The organism is Streptomyces sp. SPB162 (genome assembly GCF_029504575.1).
Taxonomy (GTDB): domain Bacteria; phylum Actinomycetota; class Actinomycetes; order Streptomycetales; family Streptomycetaceae; genus Actinacidiphila.
This window is the reverse complement of record NZ_JAQFII010000001.1, coordinates 4,122,670-4,142,087: the sequence shown is the minus strand read 5'-3', so window position 1 is coordinate 4,142,087 and position 19,418 is coordinate 4,122,670. Positions and strand designations below refer to the sequence as shown.

Below are 19,418 nucleotides of genomic sequence, written 5' to 3'. Positions count from 1 at the left end.
ATCCCGAGCATGAGCAGGCCGGCGGTGACCGCTCCGACCCATGCACCGGTCAGCCCGTGGCGTCGGTGGGCCATAGCTGCTCCTCTGGCGACGTTCCCTCACGGAGCACAATCTCCGGACGGTAATTCAGAAAGTATGAGAAGTCGGGTGCGCGGGCCTCTTCTGATAGTCCATTAGGAATCGGGCGGGGAGCGCGATCGTCGCGGAATCCGTCGGATCGTCAGATCGGGTGAATGCTGCGTCACCGCTTGACGTGCACCGGTGTGCGTCGGACGTCCGTTCGTCACGGGTCCGGGACAAACGCCACTCGCACGAATGGAGTTCTGTACTCCGGCTGCCGAGATCAGCGAGCGCATCTCGCCGCGCCCAGGATGATGGTGCATAGCTGACGGACAGTCGGCAACGCCCTTCCGGGCGAACGCGTCGCGATACCGCCGCTCCTCACAGGTCCGGCCGTACCGGCCAATACCGAAAGGAGCCGAGTATGAACGAGGCCGAGAAAAGCGGCGGCCGAAAAGCATCCCCGTCCGCCCACACCCGCCGCCGGGTGCTCCGGGCGGCGTTCACCGCCGCCGTCGCCGTCACCGGCACGACCGCGGTGCTGTACCCGATCGTCACGGCCGACGAGCCGGGGGACGAACGGTCCAAGGCGGGCCGGCCCGCCGCCGGCAACGCCCCGGCCGGACCGGCTGCCGGGGGCTTCGACGAGATCTACCGCGGGCGTCGCATCCAGGGCGTGCCCACCGGCACGGCCGACGGGTCCGAGGCCGACGGATCGCCCGTCGTCATCCTCATCGACGGCCGCCTCCTGCACGTCATGCGGCGCGCGGACGGCACTTACGTGAGCGTGGCCAACCACTACCAGCCGTACGTCACCCCGCTCGACACGGCCCGCGGCGCGGTCGACGTGATCGGCGCGGCCAAGCTGTCGCTCGCCGGCGGCTCCTACCAGCACTGACCGCGAAAGGGCCGAGACGGTGTACATCCGCCAGAACCAGAAGAACCTGACCAGCGCCCAGCGGGCGAACTTCGTCCGCGCGGTCCTGAAACTGAAGAGCAAGGGCATCTACGACGAATTCGTCCGGATACACGGTCAGTACTACGTCTCCGACGGGGACACCGGGCTCCGGGTCGGCCACATGGCGCCCACGTTCTTCCCGTGGCACCGCCGGCTCCTCCTGGAGTTCGAACGCCGGCTGCAGTCCGTGGAGCCGAGCGTCACCCTGCCCTACTGGGACTGGACGCGGGACAACTCGAAATCCTCCTCGATCTGGGCGTCCGACTGTCCTGGGCGGCGACGGCCGCACGTCCGACGGCCAGGTCATGACCGGCCCCTTCGCCTACTCCCGCGGCAACTGGCGGATCTCCGTCGGTGTGACGGAGGAGAGGTACCTGACACGGCAGTTCGGCCGCCCGGACCGCCCGATCGGGCTGCCCACGAAGGCGGAACTCGCCAAGGTGATCGCGGACCCGCTCTACGACGCCGCCCCGTGGAACTCCACCGCCAGTACCCGCGGGTTCCGCAACAGGCTGGAGGGGTGGACGGTCGGCGAGGCGCAGGGCGGGTCGCTGCACAACCGGGTGCACCAGTGGATCGGCGGCCACATGACCGGCGCCACCTCACCCAACGACCCGGTCTTCTGGCTGCACCACGCCTTCATCGACCTCATCTGGCTGCGCTGGCAGCGCCTGCACCCGAAGTCGGGCTATCTGCCGACCCGGCCGCTGAACGCCTCCGACCCGGAGCACGGCCGCGTCATCAGCTTCAACGAGCCCATGCCGCCGTGGCGGACCAAGCCGTCCGAGGTCATGAACCTGCAGAACATCTACCGCTACGAGGAGAACTGACCCGCTCCGGACCGGCAGCGGACAGACGACTGCGGCCTCCCGCGAAAGCATCGCGGGAGGCCGCACTCTTGGATGGGGCATTCGCCCCGAGCCGCTGGACGGACGGGTGTCAGGACGGTCGTACGTCGTCCCGCCCGGCCCGTCCGGCGGCCCCTCAGCTGGGGAGCCGGGACTACCAGGCCTCGTGGCCGCCCGAGACGTTCTCGCAGTGGTTGCCGAACGCCGGGTTCAGGAGACCGACCACGTTGATGGTGTTACCGCAGATGTTGACCGGCACGTGAACGGGGACCTGGATGAGGTTGCCGGACAGAACGCCGGGGGAACCGATCGCAGCACCCTGGGCGTCGGCGTCGGCGGCGGCAATGCCGGCGCCTCCGGCCAGAACGGCACCGGCCGCGGCGGTGATGGCTGCTGCCTTGGCGATACGCGACATCGAAATCTCCTTGATGATGAAACCCGGCCGCAGATCCTGCGGCATTGACGCCTGCGCAACGCGGGTGAACGCCGCATGGTCACGCAGGTTGAGCTGAACTGATGAACGTCACCGCCGGTGAGGACGGCCCGACGCCAAAGGCCCCGAAGCTTGGACGCTCCGGAGCCTTTGCGCGGGGGTGATGCGCCCTGTCCAACGACCGCCGTCCTGGCCGGACACGGGCGGTGGAGCGGTAACGACACCTTTGTTCCGACATACCGTCGTATCGCATGTGCGATCGACAAGACCTCGTTCGGTGGGTTTACGGCCCCGGACTCGCTCGGTCAGGTGACATGCGGGACGGGTCGGGCCGGACCGCCGTTACAGTCCGTTGCCATGAGTCAGACCAGTACCGCTCCGGACATCACGCGTCAGAGCCAGATGGGCACCCTCGCGGTGATCCCCTGGGCCGGCGTGCACATCGAGGACGAACGGGACATCGCGTTCCTCCTGGCCTACTCCCTCGGCGACGTCGCGGGCGGCCCCGAGGTCGCGGAGAGCGCCATCACGGCGGCGCTGGAGGAGGTCGGCCTGCCGATCGGCGGGGCCGTGCTGGACATCGCCCAGCTGCCGAAGGCCCCCGTCAAGCTTCTGGTCGAGGGCGGCCAGGCCGTCCTGACCATGCCCTACCTGCACGCCGCCTGCCCCGTGCCCGATCAGTGGGTGGTCGCGGCGCGTGAGCGCGGCATGGTGTATTTCATGTTCGCCACCCGGCCGTGGCCGGCGGCGGCGCCGGGGAGGCCGGTCGGCGAAGAACTGCTCAAGTCCTTCGTGGGCGACGAGACGATGCTCGCCGGCTCCGCGCACTGCTTCGTGCCGGTCGGTTCCCTGCAGGGCTGACCGCCCCGGCCCGCACCGACACGAAGGTCCCCGCCGGGCAGTGCCCAGCGGGGACCTTCGTGTCGGCGGTTCCTACGCCTGGGTGAGCAGCCCGGCGCGCAGCCGGGTCAGGGTGCGGGTCAGCAGCCGGGAGACGTGCATCTGGGAGACGCCGAGCTCGGCGCCGATCTCGGACTGCGTCATCTCCTGGCCGAAGCGCATCCGCAGGATGGCGCGGTCACGCTCGCCGAGTTCGGCCATCAGCGGTTTGAGGGCCTGCAGGTTCTCGACGGCCTCCATGCCCGGGTCGTCCTCACCGAGCCGGTCGACGAACGAGCTGCCCGCGGCTTCCTCGTTGTTCTCGCCCGAGGGGAGGTCCAGGGAGCCGGCGGTGTAGCCGTTGCTGGCGACCAGGCCCTCGTTCACCTCGGCCGGGGTCAGGTCCAGGTATTCGGCCAGCTCCGCGGTGGTCGGGGAGCGGTCCATCCGCTGGGCGAGCGCGTCCTTCGCCTGCGCCAGCGCGATCCGGCGCTCCTGGAGGCTCCGCGGCACGTGCACGGCCCAGCTGGTGTCCCGGAAGAACCGCTTGATCTCCCCCGAGATGTACGGGATGGCGAACGTGGTGAACTCGACTTCGCGCGACAGGTCGAACCGGTCGATCGCCTTTATCAGGCCGATCGTGCCGACCTGGACGATGTCCTCCATGTCCTCCGACCGGTTGCGGAACCGGCCGGCGGCGAACCTGACCAGAGACAGGTTCAGCTCGATCAGGGTGTTGCGCGCGTACTGGTGGTCGCGCGTCCCCTCTTCCAAGGTCTGCAGGCGGTCGAAGAACAACTTCGACAGGGCGCGCGCATCCTTCGGCGCGACCTTGCCCGCCTCTTCGATCCACGGCAGCTCCGTCACCGACGAGGCACAGCCGCCCGTGGTCGGGCCGTCGATCACGTCTGCGTCGGAGACCACAGCGGTGTCGGCCGAGTTCACTAGCGCTGTCATGTTCCTCATCCTCCCAGGAGCAACCGGCAATAGCACCCGCCTACCCCGACCTAACGACCACACACCCACGATTTTTCCGACGGGTGTTGCACTCCTGTGACACCCGCCACACAGGCCGCGGACGTGTGATCGCAACACTTCTCCTATCAACGTCCCTGGGGGGGAACCGCTCATGTCCGCTCGTACCCGTAGCAGCACCGCCGTCGCCGTCGCGATCACCGCCACCCTCACCGCCGCCACCGCGGCGCTCCTCACCGGCTGCGACCCGGCGACGGGCGCGCGGGCGACCGCCACCGCACCCGCCACCGGCGCCCCGACCGCGAGCGCCTCCGCCACCTCCCCGGTCGGCGGATCCACACCCGCGAGCACACCCACGAGCGCTCCCGGCAGCACGCCGACCGGCACGCCCACGAACCCGCCGACGAGCACGCCCACGGGTACGCCCGCTCCGCCGGCCGGCTCGCGCAACCCGGTCCTGAACGGGACGGCGCACGGCGGGCTGACCATCAGCGACGGAACCCGGTACGTGGTCATGAACGGCACCCGGGTGGACTTCGGCACCGCCGTCAGGGACCTGGCCTGGTCCCCAGACGGCCGAAAGGCCGTCTTCATCGACGGCTCGGGAAACCTCGCGGTCGCCAACCCGAACGGGAGCGGGCGCGTCACCGTCGCCCGTAACCCGGGCGGGCAGAACTGGTCGCACCCGACGTGGCAGGTGACGGGGTACGAGTCGGTGCCGGAGCTGTCCGGCCGTAACAACATCCTCTTCGCGGTTCGGAAGAACGGGGTGTCCCAGCTGGACACCGTTCCCGCGACCGCCGTCAACGGGACGCCGAAGAAGCTCACCCTGAACGGCGAGTCCGGGGAGGACGTCAAGCCCCTCCCGCAGACCGGCAACGCCTGGCCGAGCGCGGGCGGCACCCACGGCAGCGCCGTGTACGCGAACTCCGCCACCGGTGAGGTCTTCATCCGCGACGACTACCTCCGCCAGGGAGGGTCCGCGCTCACCCACGGCTCGCAGCCGGCGATGTCGCACGCCGACGCCGAGGAGATCGTCTTCGTCCGCTCGGTCGGCGGCCACGACCACCTGTTCCTGGAGCGCTCGACGGACTCGGGGCCGGTCTTCCGGGACCTGACGCCGAACGCCACCACGGACTACACCGAGCCCGCCTTCTCCCCGGACGGCGGCACCATCGCCGCCAGGACCCGGGCCGGCATCGTCACGCTCTCCACGAAGGGCTCGGCCGCGCCGAAGCTGGTCTCCACGTACACGGGGCTGCCCACCTACCGCGGCTGATCCCCTGGCCGGTCCCCGGCGGCGAGTTCGGCGCGCAGCTCTTCGAGGTGCGCGTCGGACGTCTCGTGCGGCAGGTACTCGACGACGTCGAGGAAGCGGAACAGGACCTGCGTTTCGGTGACGGCGAACTCGTAGTCGCCGAAGCCCACCACCGCGCCGTTCGCACCCCGCGCCGCACCGCGGACGACGTGCTCGGTCATCTCGTCGGGTCGCAGCGCCGACAGTCCGCGGCGCGCGTTCGGACGGGCCAGGTAGGGGCAGACCATCGAGGCGTACAGCATGCAGGCGCGGTGCCCCGGGCCCTCCAGGGTGGGGGCGAGATTGCGGTACGGCCGCCCGGCGGCCAGCGCGTCGGCGATCGCGGCGCTCTCCGAGGCGGCGACCACGCGCCACACAGGTCCTGGCCGCATCAGCGTGTCGCAGACGGAACACCGCCGCAGGCGGGCGCAGTCGGCGCTGCGGCCGTAGTCCGTCAGCGCGAACTGCGGCTCGTCACCGTCCCACGGGGTGATGGCCGGGACGGGATAGCCGCGGGGGTCGCGTGGCCTGGCCCGGACGGTCGACGGCATCGGCACAGTCTCGAATCGCACCGGCCATACCTACCAGGCGCGAGTCGGGTGCGCGCTGCCGCCCCCGTGCGGAGGGCGGGTTGATCACGGGCCGTGGAGGTTCCCGCGCTCCGGGGGAGGCGGTCTCGACACGACATGTGGTCGGTGACGTCAGGGGAGTTGCGGGGGCTGCCGGTTCCTGCGTACTGGTTCACGCGGGCCGGTGCACGGGCCGGTTCACCTACCGGTTCAGGCGGTCAACCGGGTCGCTCCGGGTTGGGTCAGGCCGCGCAGGGGAGGCGGTCGAAGCGCTCGTCCGCCGGAACCGGGGCGGGGGCGCCGACAGCCGGGCCGGCCGTCTCGCCGAGGCCGGCGGTGCGCTGGCGGGAGACAGGTGAGGCGCCGTGGGCCTCGGCCCGGATGCGCTGCTTGATGGTGGGCGGCAGGGACCGTTCGCGGCGGGTCTCGCTCCCGGCAAAGCAGTCGAAGGCCGCGTGGCGCGCCGGCGGGACGACCGGTGCGGGCCGCTCGGACGTCCGGGGCTGCCGGCCGGCGGCACGGGCCGGAGTGGTGAGCCGCAGCGCGGTGCGGATCCCGGCGAGAACGCCGAGGAAGAGAGTCCAGAGTTGCGCGACCTTGCTGGTCCCGGCAGGTGCGGTGCTCGTTGCGGTGGCCACGGCCCCTCGCTTTCGATCGGTTGGTCTGCGTATGTCCCTCATCATGTGGACGGGGCGGGACGATCGCGGGATCCGCGCCGCTTGTCCTATCAACACCACCCGGACGGACCAACGGCCCCGGGTATTCGCGTCGCGCCCCCGTAGCGTGATGGGTGACCGAGCAGCTCCGCTCCGCCAGGAAAGAGCCCGCCATGACGGACCGGCGTCCCAGGGCACTGCGCCCGCACAAGCGTGACCAGCGAGAACAGGCCGAGGCGGCGGCCCCCGAGCGCTCGATGGAACCCCGGCACGCGGCGGACGAGACCACGGACTCCGGGCCGGTGGAGAACAGCGTGATCGACGCGGCGCTCTACCGCGACGGCCGCCGGATCGACACCCCGGCCACCCTCGCCGAGGCCTACCGGAAATTGCCCGACACACCGGACGCCATGGCCTGGATCGGCCTCTACCGGCCGGCCGAGGCCCAGCTGCTGGCCGCCGCCGAGGCTTTCGGGCTGCACGAGCTGGCCGTCGAGGACGCCGTCGTCGCCCATCAGCGACCGAAGCTGGAGCGCTACGGCGACACCCTCTTCGTCGTGCTGCGCGCCGCCCGCTACCTGGACGACGCCGAGGAGGTCGACTTCGGCGAGCTGCACCTCTTCGTCGGCCCGGAGTTCGTCCTCACCGTCCGGCACAGCCAGTCCCCGGACCTGTCGACCGTGCGCGCCCGGCTGGAGGCCGATCCCGAGCTGCTGCGGCTCGGCCCCGAGGCGGTGCTCTACGCCGTGCTCGACTCCGTGGTCGACGGGTACGCGCCGGTCATCGCCGGTCTGCAGAACGACATCGACGAGATCGAGACCGAGGTCTTCGGCGGCGACCCCAAGGTCTCGCGCCGCATCTACGAGCTGTCCCGCGAGGTCGTCGAGTTCCAGCGCGCCACCCGCCCGCTGCTGAGCATCCTCTCGGCGCTGACCGCCGGTTTCGAGAAGTACGGCACCGACCAGGAGCTGCGGCGCTACCTGCGCGATGTGGACGACCACGCCACCACCGTCGTCGAGCGGGTGGACGGGTTCCGGCAGATGATCGCGGACATCCTCGCCGTCAACGCCACCCTGGTCACCCAGGCGCAGAACGAGGAGATGAAGCAGCTCGCCGAGGCCAGCAACGCCCAGAACGACGAGATCAAGAAGATCTCGTCCTGGGCGGCCATCCTCTTCGCCCCGACCCTGATCGGCACCGTCTACGGCATGAACTTCGCATCCATGCCCGAGCTGAAGTGGGTCTTCGGCTACCCGTTCGCCATCGGGCTGATGGGGGTGGTCTGCGTCGGGCTGTACATGGTCTTCAAACGGCGCAACTGGCTGTGAGGACGCTTTCGGAGGCCCCCCAGGTCAGCCCCACAGCGCCTGGGCGAGGGCCACGCCGGTGTAGACGGCTCCGAGCCCGGCGGTGATGCTCGCCGCCACGTTCGCGGCGGCGAAGAACCGGTCCCCCCGCTCGGCCAGCCGCAGCGTCTCGAACGAGAACGTCGAGTACGTCGTCAGCGCCCCGCACAGGCCGGTGCCCAGCAGCAGCTGCGCGGAGGACGAGGCGGCCCCGGCGGTCACCGCGCCGGTGACGATCCCGAGCACCAGGCAGCCCGCCACGTTGACGGTGAAGGTTCCCCACGGGAAGGCCGTCGCGTGCCGGGCCTGGACCAGACGGTCGGTGAGGTAGCGCAGCGGGGCGCCGACGGCGGCTCCGGCGATGACGAGCAGCCAGTTCACCGCGCCGCACCTCGCGACGCCAGACGGCGGGTCAGGGTCGCGGCCGCCCATACGGCCGCCAGGGCGGCGAGCGCCGTCCCCGCCAGATAGGCGAGCCCCGTGGCCGCCTCGCCGTGCTCCAGCAGGTCGCGGATGTCCACGGCGTAGGTGGAGAAGGTGGTGAAGCCGCCCAGCACGCCGGTCCCGAAGAACGGCCGCACCAGCCGGTGCACGGTCCACACCTCGGTGATCAGCACCATGAACACCCCGATCACCGCGCAGCCGACGGTGTTGACCAGCAGCGTCGTCCAGGGGAAACCGCCGGCCGGGGTGGGGCGGAGCAGCGCGGCGCCGTACCGGGCGCAGGCGCCGGCCGCGCCGCCCAGCGAGATCACGGCGAGGACCTGGACGTGGTGGCGCAGCAGCTCGTCGCGCTGCGCCGGCACGCGCAGGTCGACGTCGGGGTCGGTGGGCTCGCGCGCAGCCTCGTGACGGGACATCGCGCGTCACGATACCGGCCGGGCTTCGGCGACCCGCAGGTCAGCGGTTGAACGTGTCGATGTTGCTGATCTTCCAGCCGCCGTCCTGGTGGACGGCGTCCACGGCGAACATGGCCGCCGCGTAGGTCGTCTCCTCCTTCGGGGCGGTACGGGTGTTCCGCTGGTCCGCGAAGATCAGCACCCGGGCCCGGTCGCCGTCGATCAGCTCGACGCCGCTGTCGGTGACCGTCGTCGTCAGGACGAGCTTCTGCACCGGCGCCTGCTGGCGCACCTGGGCGAGCATGTCGGCGTACTGCTGCACCGCCTTGCCGGTCAGCAGCTTCTTCGCGGCCTGGTCCGTGCGGGCGGTGTCCGCGTAGTTGTAGGAGAAGACCGAGTTCACGGCCTGCGTCACCATGCCCTTGACCTCGCTGGTGCGGGCGGTGTCGGTGAGGGCGGAATTGCGGGTCGACGCCGTGTCGTGGAGGGTGGCCGCCTCCAGGGCGGCCCAGCCGGCGAACCCGCCGAGCAGCACCGTCACCACGCCGAGGGCCACCACTACCCGGCGCGGGCCGTTGCCGCTGCCGTCGGGCTTCTTGCCCGACGGCTTGGGCACGAGCTTCGGCTTCCGCTCCGGTTTCTCGTCCTTCTTCTGTCGCGGCCTGTTCTGTTCCGGCTCCTGATCCTGCTCGTCCGGTTCGGGCGTCGGCGGCGGTCCCGGGCGCGTCCGGCTCGCGGGCGGCGCGGCGGCCAGGCGCCGCTGCCGGTTGATGAGGTGGCGGGTCGTCGACATGTGCGCGGGTCCTCTCGGGTCCTCTAACCGGCGGCGGAAGGCTGCGGGGTGGGGGCGGTCTCCCCGACCGGCGCCTGACCGAGCGCGCTGAGCTTCCAGCCGTCGGACGTGCGGGTCAGCTCGCCGAGCAGCCGGCTCTCCTTGGCCGAGGGCGCGCCCTTCGGCGCGGTGACCGTGATGCGCAGCGCCACCATCACGCTCGCCTTTCCGGCCCGGACGTCCAGTTCGGTCACCGATCCGGACAGCACCTTCGCCGTGGTCACCGTCTGCGCCTGCCGCACCTGCTTCTCGAACTCCGTCCTGCCCTGCACCAGTTGGGTGCGCAGGTCTCCGGTGGTGGAGTTCTGCCAGGTGTCGAGTCCCCGGGTCAGGTTCTTGTGGTCGAGGGTGTTCATGTTCTGCACGCCCTGTTCACCGGCGGCCAACACCTGGTCGCGGGTCTGCGCGTACGCGGCGGAGTCGTCGTGGGCCGCCCCGTACCAGGACCAGCCGCCCCAGCCCGCGGCGGCCGCCGCGAGGACGGCCAGCGTGACCGCTGCCACCAGCAGCGGGTTCCACGTCTTCGTACCTTGCATCTGCCTCTCCCCTGCCGGGACTACCGGGACGTGATGTCGGTGATCTGCCAGTGGCCGTCGTGGAACCGGGCGGTCACCGACAGCTGGGCCGCCGCGGTGGTGGCCTTCTTCCCCTTGCGCTCCGCCGTCTGGTCCAGGAAGACGAGCAGTTGCGCGCTGTCGCCGTCGAGCCGGGTGACCCCGGCCCGCACCACATGGGTGGTGAGCGTCAGCTTCTGCGCGGCCACCTGCTGCTTGACCTGCCCGAACAGCGCCTCGTACTGTCCGGCCGCCGTTCCGCCGAGCAGTTCCTTCGCCGCCAGCTCGGTGGCCCGGGTGTCCTCGGGCGTGTACGAGAAGACCTTGCCGAGGGTGTTGCTGACGTCGCCGATGACCCGGCTGGTGGCTCCGGTGTCGGTGAGCGCCGTGTTGGATGTGGCCCCCGCGTCCGTCAGTTGATGCGTGCGGACCAGGAGCCCGGTACCCGTCAGCAGCAGTGCGGCGAGCAGCCCGGCGACGATCACGGTCGGGGTGACGCGGCGGCGCCGGGCGGGGCCGGGGCCAGGGTCGGAGCCGGCAGGCGGGTTCTCGCTCGACTCGGTCTTCTCGACCTCGACCGCCTCATCGACGGGCTCGGTCCTGGTGTCTCCTGTGGTGCTCACGTTCTTCGCCCTCTTCTCCCGGATCAGCCCGCGCCGACGGGTACCGCGTTGATCGCCGTGAGCCTCCAGCCCCCGGAGGTACGGGCGAGCCCGGCCTCGAAACGCTTGCGGTCGGTGGTGGGCGCGCCGCCGCGCGGGGTCAGCGCCACCTGGACCGTCGCGATGAGCCTGGCCGTGCCCGACCGGGTGTCGAGTTCGGTCACCGCCGCGTCGGTGACGGTGCAGCGGGCGCTGGTGCCGGCCTGTTGGAGCGACGTGCCGCTCTTGGCGTTGGTCCGCGCCATCTCGTCGTGCAGTGGCCCGGTCGTGGCGTCGAGCCACTGCCGCAGACCGTCCTGGACATGCTGGGCATCGGTGCCGTCGATGCTGTTGAGACGGGCGATGTTCTGCCGCCCGTCGGCCAGGACCGCGTCGCGGGCCTTGGCGTAGGCGAGCGACTCGTCGGTCCGCGCCTGCCGGTACGACCAGCCGGCGAAGGCGCAGAACACGACGATCGCCGCCGTCACCCCCCAGGCGACGGCGCTCCTGGCCGACGCGGAGACCTTCGGGAGGCGGGGCACGGGCAGCCGTCGACCGGTCACGGGCGCGGCTCCAGTCCGAGCAGTCCGCTCATGTCGGAGGGACCGGCGGTCGGCAGGGACGGCAGGCCGAGGGCCGCGGGCAGAGTGCCGCCCGCGTCGGTGCCCAGCAGCAGCGCGCCGGGCCGGATCGCGGCCGGTACACCGCCCTTCGGGGCGTTGCCGGAGCCCCGGACGTTGGTGCCGCTGCCCGGCGAAGCGGTGCAGCGCGCCCCGGTGTTGAGCGCCGGCGCCGTTCTGAGGTCGAGCCCGTTGCGGTACGTGGTCCCCCCGTATCCGGCGGTGCACGGCAGCGGCGAGAAGAACGTCACCGACATCCCGAGGTTGGCGCCCTTGCCGTTGATGGCCGTGGCACCGGCCGCGGCCACCGCGGGCAGCTTGACCAGGAGCTCCTCGATGCCGTGCTGGCGGGTGACGGCCACGTCGGACGTGGTCAGCAGGTTCGCGAGCACCACGCTGAGGCTGGGGTTGAGGTCCCGCAGCAATCCACTGACCTGGGTCGCGGCCTCCGGTGCGGCCGTGATCAGCCGGCGGAGATCGGTGTCGGAGCCGCTCAGCGACGCGGCCAGGTCCTTGGCGCTGGTGGCGAACGACCTGATCGCGTCGCCTTCCTGCGCCTGGGTGCCGAGCACGGTCGCGCCGTCGATGATGAGCTTGGTGGTGGTGGGCTCGTTCTTGTCGGCGGCCCGGATGAAGTCGGTGCTGTTGTCGACGAGCGACTGCAGGTTGTCCCCCTGGCCCTGGAACGCCTGGCCGAACTCGTCGACCACGGTCCGCAGCGACGTCAGCGGCACGGAGGACGCGAGGGTGTCGACGCTGGTGAGCAGGTTCGTCACCGGGGCGGGGGTGCGGGTGTCCGCCACCGGGACGCGCGCGCCGTCGGCCAGGTACGGCCCGCCGTCCGCCGTCGGGCGCAGGTCGATGTACTGCTCCCCGACCGCGGACAGGTTGGCGACCACGGCCTGCAGCCGGTCGGGAATGGGCGGCGCCGAGTCGTCGATGCGGAGCTCAGCCTCCACACCGTCGTCGGTCAGCGTGATCGGCCCGACCCGGCCGACGGAGACGCCGCGGTAGGTGACGTTGGAGTGGGTGAACAAGCCGCCGGTCTCCGGGAGCTGGACCTTGACGACGTAGTAGCCGCGCATGCCGAAGTAGTGGCCGAGGTCGGCGTATCTGGCGCCGATGAAGCCCAGGACGAGGACGGCGATCGCGAGGAAGGCGACGTTCTTCAGCCGGGTGCCGAGGGTGATCACGAGTGGCCTCCCGCCGAGGGGGACGGCACGGTCCTGACCGGTCCGACGGACGGCAGCGGGAAGAGCGACGACTTCCTGGCGCTCGCACCGCCCTCCGTCCCGCCACCATCGGCGCCGGCGTCAGCACCCGCGTCGCTTCCGGCATCAGTGCCGGCATCGGTACCGGCGTCCGTGCCCGCGTCCGTGCCGGCGTCCGTGCCCGCGTCCGTCCCGGCATCGGTACCGGCGTCCGTGCCCGCGTCCGTCCCCGCGTCCGTCCCGGCGTCCGTGCCCGCGTCCGTCCCGGCATCGGTACCGGCGTCCGTGCCCGCGTCCGTCCCCGCGTCCGTGCCTCCCACGTCCTCGCCCGGGTCCTGGGTCGGTGGCGGGTAGACGTTGTCGGAGTAGTCGAGTTCGGGGATGATCCGCGTGCCGGGCGCCGCCGTCATGTCCAGGTAGACGTTGAGGTAGTCGCCCTTGACGCCGCTGAGCACCTCGTCCGTGAACGGATAGGTGAGGAGCACCTGGAGCGAGTCCGGCAGCGCCTTCCCGGAGTCGGCGAGCCGTTGCAGGGTGGGCGCGAGCGCCTTCAGGTCGGCGACCATGTCGTCCTTGCTCCTGTTCACGGTGGTGACCGCGACCTCGGACAGGGTGTCCAGGGAGCGGAGCATCGTCACCAGCGAACCGCGCTGCTCCTCCAGGACCTTCAGACCGGGGCTGAGCCCCGTGAGCACCGTGCCGATCTGCCGGTCACGGGTGGCGAGGGTCGCGGAGAGGTGGTTGACGCCGTCGAGCGCCGCGGTGATGTCCTGCTTGTGCCCGTCCAGGTCCGTGACGAGGGTGTTGACGCGGGTCAGCATGGAGCGCACCTGCGGCTCGTTGCCCTGCAGGGCCTTGTTCAGCTCCACGGTGATCGTCTTGAGCTGGGCGACGCCACCGCCGTTGAGCAGCATCGACAGCGCGCCGAACACCTCCTCCACCTCCGGGTTGCGGTTGGTGCGATCGAGCGGAATCCGGGCGCCGTCGCCGAGCCGGCCGGTGCCCGGCTCGCCGGTCTTCCGGTCCGGCGCGGCGAGTTGCACGAACTTCTCGCCGAGCAGGCTGGACTGTTCGAGGTGGGCGTACGCGTTGGCCGGCAGGTCGACCTTGCCGTTGACGCGCATGGTGACCTTCGCCGTCCAACCGTTCGGCGCGAGGTCGACGGCGGTGACCCGGCCCACCGCCACGTCGTTGACCTTGACCGCCGACTGCGGGACGAGGCTCAGGACGTCGGCGAACTCGGCGGTGACGGTGTAGGGATGGCTGCCGAGGTCGGCTCCGCCCGGCAGCGGCAGGGTCTCGATGCCGCCGAGCCCCGGAGTCGAGCAGCCGGCCAGCGCGAGCGTGAGGGCCGCCGCCGCGGCGACCCGGTTCGTACGTCTCACCGGGTCGCTCCCTGCGTGCCGTAGACGGTGCCGACGGTCGGCAGCGGGAAACTCAGTTCGTTGATGTCGGCCCGGCCGTCGATGGTCCGGTGCGCCGGGTCGTAGGCGTTCAGGACGTTGGAGGCCGCGAGCGGCGCGGTGTCGAGCGCCTCGGCGATGGAGGCCCGCTGGTCGACGAGGGACTGGGTGAGCGGCGCGAGCTGGTCGACGACCGACTTCAACCGGGTCCTGTTGTCGTGGATGAAGCCCTTCACCTCGCCCAGCGCGGTGGCGAGCTGCTTCAGCGCGCCGGCCAGGTTCTCCTTGTCCTCGGCGAGGAAACCGGTGACCTGGGAGAGCTGCTCGGCTGCCTTGCGGACGTCACCGTCGTTGTTCTTCAGCATCGTCGTGAAGGACTGCAGATAGGTGAGCGTCTCGAAGAAGGGACCGCTGTTCTTCGACAGCGTCCTGGTGACCTTGCCGAGCTGCTCGATGGTCTGCCCGAGCAGCTTGCCGTTGCCGCCGAGGTTCGCGGCGCCGGTGTCGAGGAGCGCGGAGAGCGACCCCGTGGAGTTGGCGCCGGCGGGGCCGAGCGCCTCACTGATCTTCGTGATGCTCTCGTAGAGCTGGTCGACCTCCACGGGGGTCGCGGTGCGGCTCGACGGGATCTCCGCCCCGTCGCGGATCTGGGCGCCGCCGGTGTAGGCGGGGCTCAGCTGGACGTAGCGGTCGGAGACGATGCTGGGCGCCACGACGACGGCGCCCGCGTCGGCCGGCACCTTCACGCCCTTGTCCAGCGTGAGGTCCACCCGCACCTGGCGGCCCTGCGGCGACACCGAGTCGACGGTGCCGACCTTCACGCCCAGGACCCGCAGGTCCGAGCCGGGGTACACGCCGACGGCCTGGTCGAAGTAGGCGGTGACGCGCTTGCCGCCGCTCCCGCCGAACACGTAGATCCCGCCGGCGACCGCGACGAGTACGAGCACCAGTACGGTGCCGAGCGCGAGCCCGCGCCTCCTGGACATCCGTGCCGTCCTCCATGCCGTCATCAGCGACCGCCCTGGGCTTTGGGGGGCATGCATCCGGTGGCGGGAGGCGTGCCGGCAGGCAGGTAGTTCCGCGGCACGAGACCGCAGAGGTAGGTGTCGAACCAGCGGCCGTTGCCGAGCGTGTTGCCGACCAGCCGGTAGTAGGGCCCGATCGCGGCGAGGGCCGCGTCCAGGCTCTTCTGGTTCTTCCGCAGCACGGTGGTGACCCGGCTCAGCGCGCTTAGGGTGGGCTCCAACTGCTTGTTGTTGTCCTCGACGAGCCCGGTCAGCTGGATGCCGAGGTCCTGGGTGCCGGTGAGCAGGCCGTGAATGGCGTCCCGGCGCTTCTGCACCTCGCCCAGCAGCAGGTTCCCGTCGGTGATCAGCGTCTCGAACCGGGTCTGCTGCGCGGCCAGCGTCCCGGTGAGCTGCTTGCTGCCCGCCAGCAGCTTGGCGAGCTGGGCGTCGCGGTCCGAGATCGTCTTCGACAGGGCGGAGAGCCCGGTGACGGCGGTGTGCACCTGGGGCGCGGTGTCCTTGAACGTGGCGGAGATGGTGTCGAAGCTCTTCGCGAGCTGCGCGGTGTCGATCTCCCCGAAGGTCCGGCCGAGCCCGTTGAACGCCTGCGTCACGTCGTACGGGGAGGTGGTGCGGCTCGACGGGATGCGGCGGCCGGGGTTCTGCGCGGCGGAGCCGAGCGGGTCCACGGCCAGGTACTTCTCGCCGAGCAGCGTCTTGATGCCGATCGCGGCCGTGCTGGCGTCACCGATCCAGGTGTCCTTGACCTTGAAGGTCACCTTCACCTTGCCGTCGTCCAGCCCCACCGCGGTGACCTTGCCGACCTTCACCCCGGCCACCCGCACCTCGTTACCGGGGTCGAGCCCTGCCGCCTCGGTGAAGTCCGCCGTGTACGTGGTGCCGCCGCCGATGAACGGCAGCGCGTCGGCGTTGTAGACGACCGCACCCAGCAGGACGAGGACGAGCAGTCCGACGATGCCGACGGTGACGGGGTTGCGTTCCGCCATCGGCTTCGGGCGCCGTCGCGTCGCCCGCCGCCGCAGGCGCGACAGCCGGCTCATGACCTGCACCTCGCTTCGGTGATCGCGATACCGGTCGGCGCCTTGCTGCCGTCCGAAGTGGTCACGCCCGACACCTTGGCCTCGCAGAGGTAGAGGTTGAGCCAGGACCCGTAGGACGCGAGGCGGGTGATCGTCCGCATCTTGACGGGCGTCTTCTGCAGGAAGTTCTCGATCTGCGGGGTGCTCGCGGACAGGTTGGACGACAGCCTGCCGAGTTGGCGGATGTCCTCCTTGAGCGGCGCCCTGCCGTCGTCCAGCAGCCCCGCCGTACTGGTGGTGAGCTGCGAGATCGCGGTGATCGCGTCCCCGATCGGCTGCCGGTCGCCCGCGAAGCCGGTGACGAGGGTCTGCAGGGTGCCCACCAGGTCGTTGAAGCCCTGTTCGCGGGTGTTGACGCTGGTCAGCACGGTGTTGAGGTTGGTGATCACCTCACCGATGACCTTGTCCTTGGCGGCCAGCGTGGTCGTCAGCGAACCCACGTTCCTGATCAGGCTGTTGACGGTGCCGCCCTCGCCCTGGAGCACCTGGATGATCTCTCCGGCGAGCTGGTTGACGTCCTTGGGCGACAGTCCTTCGAAGAGCGGCTGGAAGCCGTTGAACAGCTGGGTCAGGTCGAGGGCGGGCGAGGTGCGGTCCAGCGGGATGGTGGAGCCCGGCGTGAACGTCCGGTCCATCGGTCCGGTGCCCTGCTGCAGGTCGATGTAGCGCTGGCCGACCATGTTCAGGTACTTGATCGAGGCGGTCACCGAGGCGGGCAGCGCCCGGCCCCTCTCGACCGAGAACGTCACCTGGGCGAGCCGCCGGTCCACCACCCTGATGTCCTCGACCTGGCCGACCTTCACCCCGGCGATCCGCACGCTGTCGCCGGTGATCAGCCCGGTGGTGTCGGTGAACCGCGCCTTGTAGCCGACGGTGTCCGCGATGCCGGTGTTGGCGATGCTGAAGGCCAGCACCGTGGTGGCCAGGGCCGTCACGAGGATGAAGACCAGCGACTTGATCAGCGGGCCCGCGATGCTCCGGCGCCTCACTTGAGACTCACCTCCGCGCCGCGGAAGACCGGGCCGGCCAGCAGGCTGCTCCAGTCGGGGAGGGACTGCGGCGCCTGGTTCATCGAGGGCGCCAGCAGTTCGTTGACGAGTTCGTTCTCCTGCGGCGAGTTGGCGAGCCCGAGGCCGCCGTTCCCGCTTCCCGCACCGGCCACCGTGAGGTCGGAGGCCGACGCGGGGGGCTTCGTGGTGGCCGGGCCCGTGAGCCCGGGTGCCACCGTGTCGTCCGTCCGGGTCGGCCGGCCGAGGTACGGCACCGGGTAGCAGTTCGGCCCGGTGCTCGCCGTGTACGACGGCTTGTCCTTGCCGGGCACGTACTTGCCCCGTGAGGGAACGGTCCGCACGGTGACGTGCAGTCCCGGCTCGTCGGTGCCCTTTCCGAGCGCCTTGTCCATCGCCGGCACGAAGTTCGCCAGTGTGCGCAGCGTGCAGGGGAACGACGGCGCGTACTCGCCGAGCAGCTGGAGCGTTCCCCGGCTGTCGGCCGACAGCCGGATGATGGTGTCCTGGTTCTGCCGCAGGAACGCGGTCAGGTCCTGGGAGGTGCTGGTCGTGGACCCGTACAGGGTGCTGAGGTTGGCGCGCTGCTCGGCGATGGTGCCGCTGGTCGTGGTGAAGTCGGTGAGCGCCTGCAGGATGTCGGGGGCGGCGTCTCCGTACACGCGGCTGACCTTGACCAGCTCCTGGATGTCACGGTTGAGGGCGGGCAGGTTCGGGTTCAGCTTCGCCAGGTAGGCGTCGAGGGTGACGAAACTGTCGCCCAGCGTCGTGCCGCGCCCCTGCAACGCCTGCGAGACGGCGCTGAGGGTGGCGGAGAGCTTCTCCGGCTGCACCGCGGTCAGCAGCGGCAGGACGTTGTCGAGCACCTGCTCCAGCTCGATGGCATTGCTGGAACGGTCCTGCGCGATGGTGCTGCCGGCCAGCAGCTTCGACCCCGAGGTGCTCTGCCGCGGCGGTACCAGGGCCACGAACCGCTCACCGAACAGCGTCGTCGGCAGCATCTGCACGGTGACGTCGGCGGGGATGCCCTGCAGCTTGTCGCGCTGGATGGCGAGCGTGACACGGGCGCCCTCGCCGTCGGCGGTGATGCCGCGCACCTGGCCGACCACCACCCCGCGCATCTTGACGTCCGCGTACAGATGCATCGCGTTGCCGACGCTGCCGGTCCTGACGGTCACGGTCGCGTCGTCGGAGAACTTCTTGTCGTAGATCGCCACGGAGAGCCAGATGAGCAGCGCCGGGACCAGCAGGTACACCAGTCCCGCGAAGCGCCGTTGTGCGGTGCGGGCGTTCATCCGGCCACCCGCACCGTCGTCGTGGTGCCCCAGATGGCCAGGCTGAGGAAGAAGTCGGTCACGCTGATCACCACGATCGCGTTGCGCACCGACTTGCCGACCGCCACCCCGACTCCGGCGGGACCGCCTTCGGCGTGGAAGCCGTAGTAGCAGTGCGCGAGGATCACCACGACGCTGAAGACGATCACCTTGAGGAACGACAGCAGGACGTCGTCGGGCGACAGGAACGTGTGGAAGTAGTGGTCGTAGGTGCCCGACGACTGGCCGCTCACGTAGACCGTGACCAGCCGTGAGGCGAAGAACGAGCTGATCAGGCCGATCCCGTAGAGCGGGATGATCGCGACGACGCCCGCGACGACCCGCGTCGTCACCAGGTACGGCACGCTGCGGATGCCCATCCCTTCCAGGGCGTCGACCTCCTCGTTGATGCGCATCGCGCCGAGCTGCGCGGTGAAGCCCGCACCCACGGTGGCCGACAGCGCGAGACCCGCCACCAGCGGCGCGATCTCCCGGGTGTTGAAGTACGCCGAGACGAAGCCGGTGAACGCGGCGGCGCCGACCTGGTTGAGCGCCGCGTGGCCCTGAAGGCCGACGACCGTACCGGTGAAGAGCGTCATCGCGATCATCACGCCGACGGTGCCGCCGATGACCCCGAGCCCGCCGCTGCCGAACGCCACCTCGGCCAGCAGCCGCTGGATCTCCTTGAAGTAGCGGCGCAGCGTCTTGGGGATCCACAGCAGCACGGTGATGTGGAAGATCAGGTGGTCGCCGCTGCGGTCCAGCCAGCCGAACCAGCGCTCGGACCGGGAGCCGGCGCGGGGCGCGGCCGGTTCGCGGTCGGGCGGGACGGGGGCGTCCTGTGGGGCGTCCTTGTCGAGGAGGGCCATC

The 19,418-nt window shown here is 70.7% G+C and carries 21 protein-coding genes and 1 pseudogene; 5 read left to right on the top strand and 17 right to left on the bottom strand.

Annotated elements, in window-relative coordinates; genetic code table 11:
- The first annotated feature begins 484 nt into the window (after window positions 1–484).
- Entirely contained in the window at window positions 485–958 is a 474-nt protein-coding gene (locus M2266_RS18885; protein ID WP_277439243.1) for a tyrosinase family oxidase copper chaperone, read from the top strand.
- A gap of 19 nt (window positions 959–977) precedes the next feature.
- A pseudogene (locus M2266_RS18880) lies at window positions 978–1,848 on the top strand (tyrosinase family protein).
- A gap of 172 nt (window positions 1,849–2,020) precedes the next feature.
- Here the strand turns inward: M2266_RS18880 and M2266_RS18875 are convergent.
- Window positions 2,021–2,281 (bottom strand): chaplin, encoded by a 261-nt coding sequence (locus tag M2266_RS18875; RefSeq protein ID WP_277441262.1) that lies wholly within the window; start codon window positions 2,279–2,281, stop codon window positions 2,021–2,023.
- A 375-nt stretch (window positions 2,282–2,656) separates the two neighbouring features.
- Here M2266_RS18875 and M2266_RS18870 point away from each other — a divergent pair, with 375 nt between their 5' ends.
- Entirely contained in the window at window positions 2,657–3,160 is a 504-nt protein-coding gene (locus tag M2266_RS18870; protein WP_277439242.1) for a DUF5949 family protein, read from the top strand.
- A 72-nt stretch (window positions 3,161–3,232) separates the two neighbouring features.
- On the opposite strand, the gene M2266_RS18865 is transcribed toward M2266_RS18870, so the two are convergent.
- Window positions 3,233–4,135, bottom strand: coding sequence for a SigB/SigF/SigG family RNA polymerase sigma factor (locus M2266_RS18865; RefSeq protein WP_277439241.1), 903 nt, complete (start codon window positions 4,133–4,135; stop codon window positions 3,233–3,235).
- Window positions 4,136–4,307: 172 nt separating this feature from the next.
- Here M2266_RS18865 and M2266_RS18860 point away from each other — a divergent pair, with 172 nt between their 5' ends.
- Entirely contained in the window at window positions 4,308–5,432 is a 1,125-nt protein-coding gene (locus M2266_RS18860; RefSeq protein WP_277439240.1) for a hypothetical protein, read from the top strand.
- On the opposite strand, the gene M2266_RS18855 is transcribed toward M2266_RS18860, so the two are convergent.
- Both M2266_RS18855 and M2266_RS18850 read right to left on the bottom strand, forming a co-directional pair.
- The gene (locus M2266_RS18855) at window positions 5,420–6,001 is read right to left on the bottom strand and encodes a hypothetical protein (protein WP_277439239.1); all 582 of its coding nucleotides are present in this window, start codon (window positions 5,999–6,001) and stop codon (window positions 5,420–5,422) included. The genes M2266_RS18860 and M2266_RS18855 overlap by 13 nt on opposite strands.
- Window positions 6,002–6,261: 260 nt before the next feature.
- Window positions 6,262–6,657: a DUF6344 domain-containing protein gene (locus tag M2266_RS18850; protein WP_277439238.1), complete on the bottom strand. Its 396-nt coding sequence runs from the start codon at window positions 6,655–6,657 to the stop codon at window positions 6,262–6,264.
- 275 nt (window positions 6,658–6,932) lie between these two features.
- Between M2266_RS18850 and M2266_RS18845 the strand changes: the two genes are divergently transcribed.
- On the top strand, window positions 6,933–8,003 hold the full coding sequence (locus tag M2266_RS18845; RefSeq protein ID WP_277441261.1) for a magnesium and cobalt transport protein CorA: 1,071 nt from the start codon (window positions 6,933–6,935) through the stop codon (window positions 8,001–8,003).
- Between the two features lie 24 nt (window positions 8,004–8,027).
- Here M2266_RS18845 and crcB (M2266_RS18840) read toward each other — a convergent pair whose 3' ends face one another.
- Genes crcB (M2266_RS18840) through M2266_RS18780 form a run of 13 tightly spaced genes read right to left on the bottom strand, consistent with a single transcriptional unit; the run spans window position 8,028 to window position 19,417 of the window.
- Complete coding sequence (crcB, locus tag M2266_RS18840; protein ID WP_277439237.1) at window positions 8,028–8,402, bottom strand: fluoride efflux transporter CrcB; 375 nt, start codon at window positions 8,400–8,402, stop codon at window positions 8,028–8,030.
- Window positions 8,399–8,881: a fluoride efflux transporter CrcB gene (gene crcB / locus M2266_RS18835; protein WP_277439236.1), complete on the bottom strand. Its 483-nt coding sequence runs from the start codon at window positions 8,879–8,881 to the stop codon at window positions 8,399–8,401. The genes crcB (M2266_RS18840) and crcB (M2266_RS18835) overlap by 4 nt, the downstream gene beginning before the upstream one ends.
- Before the next feature lie 40 nt (window positions 8,882–8,921).
- Window positions 8,922–9,653, bottom strand: a complete 732-nt coding sequence (locus M2266_RS18830) for a hypothetical protein (RefSeq protein ID WP_277439235.1) — start codon at window positions 9,651–9,653, stop codon at window positions 8,922–8,924.
- A 23-nt stretch (window positions 9,654–9,676) separates the two neighbouring features.
- Window positions 9,677–10,198: a hypothetical protein gene (locus tag M2266_RS18825; RefSeq protein ID WP_346780947.1), complete on the bottom strand. Its 522-nt coding sequence runs from the start codon at window positions 10,196–10,198 to the stop codon at window positions 9,677–9,679.
- Window positions 10,199–10,248: 50 nt separating this feature from the next.
- Window positions 10,249–10,869 carry a hypothetical protein gene (locus M2266_RS18820; protein WP_277439233.1) on the bottom strand — a complete coding sequence of 207 codons (621 nt, stop codon included), beginning with the start codon at window positions 10,867–10,869 and terminating at the stop codon, window positions 10,249–10,251.
- A 23-nt stretch (window positions 10,870–10,892) separates the two neighbouring features.
- Entirely contained in the window at window positions 10,893–11,450 is a 558-nt protein-coding gene (locus M2266_RS18815) for a hypothetical protein (protein ID WP_277439232.1), read from the bottom strand.
- Window positions 11,447–12,700: an MlaD family protein gene (locus M2266_RS18810; RefSeq protein ID WP_277439231.1), complete on the bottom strand. Its 1,254-nt coding sequence runs from the start codon at window positions 12,698–12,700 to the stop codon at window positions 11,447–11,449. Before M2266_RS18810 ends, M2266_RS18815 begins: the two co-directional genes overlap by 4 nt.
- Window positions 12,697–14,055 carry an MCE family protein gene (locus M2266_RS18805; RefSeq protein ID WP_277441260.1) on the bottom strand — a complete coding sequence of 453 codons (1,359 nt, stop codon included), beginning with the start codon at window positions 14,053–14,055 and terminating at the stop codon, window positions 12,697–12,699. The genes M2266_RS18810 and M2266_RS18805 overlap by 4 nt, the downstream gene beginning before the upstream one ends.
- A 44-nt stretch (window positions 14,056–14,099) precedes the next feature.
- Window positions 14,100–15,107: an MCE family protein gene (locus tag M2266_RS18800; protein WP_277439230.1), complete on the bottom strand. Its 1,008-nt coding sequence runs from the start codon at window positions 15,105–15,107 to the stop codon at window positions 14,100–14,102.
- 23 nt (window positions 15,108–15,130) lie between these two features.
- Window positions 15,131–16,189, bottom strand: coding sequence for an MCE family protein (locus M2266_RS18795; protein ID WP_277439229.1), 1,059 nt, complete (start codon window positions 16,187–16,189; stop codon window positions 15,131–15,133).
- Entirely contained in the window at window positions 16,186–17,217 is a 1,032-nt protein-coding gene (locus tag M2266_RS18790) for an MCE family protein (RefSeq protein WP_277439228.1), read from the bottom strand. The genes M2266_RS18795 and M2266_RS18790 overlap by 4 nt, the downstream gene beginning before the upstream one ends.
- Entirely contained in the window at window positions 17,214–18,530 is a 1,317-nt protein-coding gene (locus M2266_RS18785; protein ID WP_277439227.1) for an MCE family protein, read from the bottom strand. The genes M2266_RS18790 and M2266_RS18785 overlap by 4 nt, the downstream gene beginning before the upstream one ends.
- A complete protein-coding gene (locus M2266_RS18780) occupies window positions 18,527–19,417 on the bottom strand; it encodes an ABC transporter permease (RefSeq protein ID WP_277439226.1) in 891 nt (296 codons plus the stop codon). The genes M2266_RS18785 and M2266_RS18780 overlap by 4 nt, the downstream gene beginning before the upstream one ends.
- Window position 19,418: the final 1 nt, after the last annotated feature.